Here is a 1,571-nt window from a genome sequence, read left to right on the forward strand (position 1 = left end):
TGAACCAACCCCCAAATCTTAAACACAGGATTAAAGGCTAGGTTGATAAAACTAAGTGGTTTCGCTAAGGACTAAGTTTTTGTACTTTACAGGACTTAGTCCTTTTAGCTTGCTCTTTATTCTATCATGATTGTAGTGGTGTATGTACTCATCAATGGTGATTTTAAGTTCATCAAGACTTGTAAACTTAGTTTGTTCATAAAAGACTTCCTGTTTTAGTGTGCCAAAAAAACTTTCTATCACTGCATTATCAAGACAGTTGCCTTTTCTTGACATACTTTGGATGATACCATTGTTCTTTAAGGTTTGTTGATAATCAAACATCTGATAATGCCAACCTCTATCAGAATGGATAATAAGTTTATCATCTTTACCAAGCCTACAAAGTGCGTTACTTATCATCTCTTGTACCAACTCATAAGTGGGTCGTTCTTTGATGGTGTAGCTGATGATCTCCCCATTAAACAAGTCTATAACGGGGGATAGGTAGAGTTTGTGGTAAGTTTTGTTGTTACTTTTACCACTGCTATTGGCATTATCATCACCTCTGCTTGATGCAACTTCAACCTTCAACTCTGTGATGTCGGTTGCCCACTTTTGATTAGGCTTTGTGGCTTGAAAGTCTCTTTGTAGCACATTGTCTTTTATCTTGTCTTGTTGTTCACCTTGATAAGATGAATAAGGTTTGTGTCTTTTTTGTCTGATTTTAGCTTTTAAACCCATGACTTGCATTAAGCGTTGTACCTTTTTGTGGTTGATGACAATACCTTGACTGGCAAGTTGGTTGTTCAGTTCTGCACAAATCCTACGATAGCCATATCTGCCTTTATGGGTATCGTAGATGTGCTCTTTTAAGGATAAATCTTTGTCAGGCTTTTTGTTTTGATGAATGTGGTAATAAAACACACTTCTTGGCAAGTTAGCAATACCAAGTAAGGTGTTTAGGGTATGCTTATGCCTTAATTCTTGCACGATGGTTATTTGTTCTTTGTTTGTTGTTTCTGACGAATTAAGGCATCTAGCTTTTTTAGGTAGTCGTTTTCTGCTCTAAGGTAAGCCAGTTCAGCTAATAAGTCATCAACGCTTTTTTCATTGTCTGGTTTGGTTTGCCAATGGGTTTTGGTTTGCTTACTTGGTTTTTGTTGGTACTGTGGCTTGAATTAGACATTATTTTTCTGCCTTTGGGTTTTGGGGCAATCCCCATTATACCAAAGGACTGATAAGACTAAAACCAATTGAGTAAAAGTGCGTGATTGCTAATGTTAAGCTCTAGTGCCAATTGATGAGAGGGTTTGCCAGCCATCATTTCTAAAATAGCGTTGTGTTTAAAATCTGTATCATAGACAGCTTTGGTATTGCGTCTTTTAATACCATCAATGCCATGTGCTTGGTAGAGTTTGACCCATTGTTTAACAATGCTGTCTGTGGGTAGGTTAAACTGTTTATCAGTTTGTTTGTAGCTGTGTCTGCCCTGATAATATGCTATTGCAGACAACTTAAAGTTGGTTGTGTATTTTGCCATAGAAAAGCACCCCAAAGGTTAGAGTGTCTAACTTTTGGGGTGCGGTTCA

2 protein-coding genes are annotated in these 1,571 nt (G+C 37.4%); both read right to left on the reverse strand.

Features of this window, described 5'->3' with window-relative positions; genetic code table 11:
• Positions 1–51: 51 nt before the first annotated feature.
• A complete protein-coding gene (locus ACERC6_RS10220; protein ID WP_373628950.1) occupies positions 52–972 on the reverse strand; it encodes an IS3 family transposase in 921 nt (306 codons plus the stop codon).
• Positions 973–1,225: 253 nt separating this feature from the next.
• Positions 1,226–1,522, reverse strand: coding sequence for a helix-turn-helix domain-containing protein (locus tag ACERC6_RS10225; RefSeq protein WP_373628951.1), 297 nt, complete (start codon positions 1,520–1,522; stop codon positions 1,226–1,228).
• Between the last annotated feature and the right edge of the window lie 49 nt (positions 1,523–1,571).

This window comes from Moraxella sp. E33BD, assembly GCF_041807865.1.
GTDB lineage: Bacteria > Pseudomonadota > Gammaproteobacteria > Pseudomonadales > Moraxellaceae > Moraxella > Moraxella haemolytica.

Excerpts from the sequence above, each read along its gene's own strand:
- ACERC6_RS10225 (WP_373628951.1), bottom strand. The coding sequence starts at position 1,522 with ATGGCAAAATACACAACCAACTTTAAGTTGTCTGCAATAGCATATTAT.